Here is a 2,634-nt window from a genome sequence, read left to right on the forward strand (position 1 = left end):
GTCAGTTTGTGAAGATCGAGCGCGAGGCTTCGCCGGCGCCGGCTCCGGTTGCCGCTCTCGAGCGCATCGCCCAGCTCTACGCGGTCGAGAAAGCCCTCCCCGGCCGATCTGATGCCGAGCGCCGCTCGGGTCGACAAGCGCATGCCCGGCCTCTGGCCGCAGCGTTGAAACAGTGGTTTGAGGCAAAGCTTGATCATCTTGCGCAGAAGAGCGACACGGCGAAGGCTTTGCGCTATGCGCTGCGTCATTGGGACGGCCTGACGCTCTATCTTGACGACGGGCGCATCGAGATGGACACGAATGCGGTCGAGCGTGCGATGCGGCCGATCAAGCTCAATGCCAAGAACTCCCTTTTTGCCGGTTGCGACGAGGGCGCCGAGAGTTGGGCAGTACTAGTGTCTCGACACAGAAGTTTTGACTCTTTGTTTTTTCGTTGGTTTGGCCGGGACTTTCGGATAGGCGCGCCCCAGTTTGGCCCGCGCGTTCTCAGTCGTAAACATCCAGTTGATGCGGGCGCGCTCGGCGTTGCGGCGTTTTTCCCAGGCTGCGGTCTCGCTGACGAGACGGGCAAAGCTGTCGATCCGCCGATCGAGGCACTGCCGTGAGAGGACGCCGATCGAGGCACTGCCGTGAGAGGACGCCGATTTCGATCTCGACCATGTTGAGCCAGCTGGCGTGTTTTGGCGTGTGATGGAACTCCAGGCGACGCAACACGCGGCGAGCTTCGTCGGGCGGGAATGCTTGATAAAGCGCGCCCGCCTTGTGGGTGGACAGATTGTCGAGCACCACGCGGATGCGATCAGCCTTGGGATAATGCTCGTCGACGAGCTCGCGCATGCATTCTGCGAAGTCCTTCGCGGTGCGCTGCTCCGTCACCTTCACCTTGCGCCAGGGCCGGTTCACGTCGATGAACACGAACAGATTGGCCGTGCCATTGCGCCGGTACTCGTAATCGTAACGCTCGATCCGGCCTGGCTTGGCGGGGATCGGCTGACGGACCTCGCCGATGAGCTGGACCGGGCTCTCGTCGAAGCAGACCACCGGCTGCCGCGGATCGGCCGCTTCGGCGTATAGATCGAGCACTTCTTCCATGTGCGCGACATACTCTGCGTCGACCTTTGGGACGCACCACATGCTTTTACGCCACGGCTTGATATGGTTCTCGGCCAGGCGCCGCCGCACTGTCTCTCGCGACAGGTTCTCGTGAGACGTCAATCTGACCATCTGGTCAGCCAGAAGCTCCAGCGTCCAGCGCGAGCGGCCGGTTGGAGGACGCGCGCAGGCGGTGGCCACCAGCAGCGCCTCCTCTTTCTCAGTGAGCTTACGTTCTGCCCCACGGCGAGGCTCTTCGCTCAAAGCCGCTGCCAGATTGCCTTCGACGAAGCGCCGCCGGGTCCGGTACACCGTCGAGCCACCGACACCCACGCTCGCAGCGATATCGTCGTCGCTCATCCCGGCATCCGCTGCCAGCAGGATCTGCGCGCGCTTGAGCTTGCGCACTGCCCCCGTGCCGCCCTGCAGCAGCAATCCGAGTTCCGTCCGCTCATCCCGGGTCAACTTGACATGATATCGTACATTCATCGCAGCCTCCGTCGTGGAAGCCAAGGTGAATCGACTGATGAATCAAATGTCTGGCAATGCCGCCCCCCCTTCACCGCCAAGCAGGGCCAATATCTGGCGTTCATCGACGCCTACACCCGCGTCAACAGGCAGCCGCCGGCCGAACGCGACATCCAACGGTTTTTCGGCGTCTCGCCGCCGACGGTGCACCAGATGATCCTCACCCTCGAGCGCAACGGCCTCATCCGCAGAACGCCAGCTGCCTCACGCAGCATCGAGGTCCTCGTGTCGCCAGAAGACCTCCCAGCCCTGCAAGCCCCAGATCAAACCGTCAAAACCTCTGTGCCGAGGTACTGGCCTCGTTAATCGAGACCTGTAAGCTCAATAGCGTCAGTGCCGAGCACTGGTTCGCTGACGTTCTCGCGAAGCTCATCAATGGTTGGCCTGCGGCGCGACTGGACGAACTGCTTCCCTGGGCATCGACCTACACGATGGATGCTCACGATCCGAGACTGGCGGCATGAGCCTGAACACGACCGCGGTCCGGATCAAGGTAACCCTCAAGGACGTGAAGCCGGAGGTGATGCGTCGCCTGGTCGTACCCGTCACCCTGCGCCTTGATCGGCTGCATCTGACGCTTCAGGAGGCGTTTGGCTGGACGAACAGCCACCTCTTCGAGTTCTTCGCTGGTGAGATCCGTTGGGGGATTCCTGATCCCCACAACGATTACGGCCACCAGCCCATGGATGCCAGCAAAGCGCGGCTCTGTGATATCGTTCAAGAGACGGGCGCAAAGACGATCCATTATCTCTATGACTTCGGCGACAGCTGGGATCATGTGATCAAGCTCGAAAAATGGTTCGATAACACCACGACAGAGGGACTTCCCCTCCTGCTTGAGGCCGCCGGCCGGTGTCCTCCGGAAGACGTCGGCGGTGCCCCAGGCTATGCCGAATACCTTGATGCCATCAGCGACCCCGCACATCCAGAGCACGAACATATGCGCCTCTGGGGCCCGGAGCGGTTCGATCCCAACGTCATCGACCGGAAGGCAATCGAGGCCGCCGTCAACGC

2 protein-coding genes and 3 pseudogenes are annotated in these 2,634 nt (G+C 61.8%); 4 read left to right on the forward strand and 1 reads right to left on the reverse strand.

What is annotated here, in order from left to right:
* Positions 1-401: pseudogene (locus tag ACYCVF_RS36690) on the forward strand (IS66 family transposase); the annotation flags it as partial.
* On the opposite strand, the pseudogene ACYCVF_RS36695 reads toward ACYCVF_RS36690, so the two are convergent.
* Positions 393-1,581, reverse strand: a pseudogene (locus ACYCVF_RS36695) (IS630 family transposase). The pseudogenes ACYCVF_RS36690 and ACYCVF_RS36695 overlap by 9 nt on opposite strands.
* On the opposite strand from ACYCVF_RS36695, the gene ACYCVF_RS36700 reads away from it, so the two are divergent.
* The 3 genes and pseudogenes from ACYCVF_RS36700 to ACYCVF_RS36710 form a co-directional block, all read left to right on the forward strand.
* Entirely contained in the window at positions 1,564-1,926 is a 363-nt protein-coding gene (locus tag ACYCVF_RS36700) for a LexA family protein (protein WP_459607647.1), read from the forward strand. The pseudogene ACYCVF_RS36695 and the gene ACYCVF_RS36700 sit on opposite strands and share 18 nt — an antisense overlap.
* A pseudogene (locus ACYCVF_RS36705) lies at positions 1,911-2,084 on the forward strand (transposase domain-containing protein); the annotation flags it as partial. The gene ACYCVF_RS36700 and the pseudogene ACYCVF_RS36705, both read left to right, overlap by 16 nt.
* A partial coding sequence (locus ACYCVF_RS36710; protein WP_459607652.1) for a plasmid pRiA4b ORF-3 family protein occupies positions 2,081-2,634 on the forward strand: 554 nt, incomplete at its 3' end. The pseudogene ACYCVF_RS36705 and the gene ACYCVF_RS36710, both read left to right, overlap by 4 nt.

It is taken from the genome of Bradyrhizobium cedriense, from assembly GCF_054602315.1.

Coding starts and splice junctions, on each gene's coding strand:
- ACYCVF_RS36700 (WP_459607647.1), top strand. CDS start 1,564: ATGATATCGTACATTCATCGCAGCCTCCGTCGTGGAAGCCAAGGTGAA.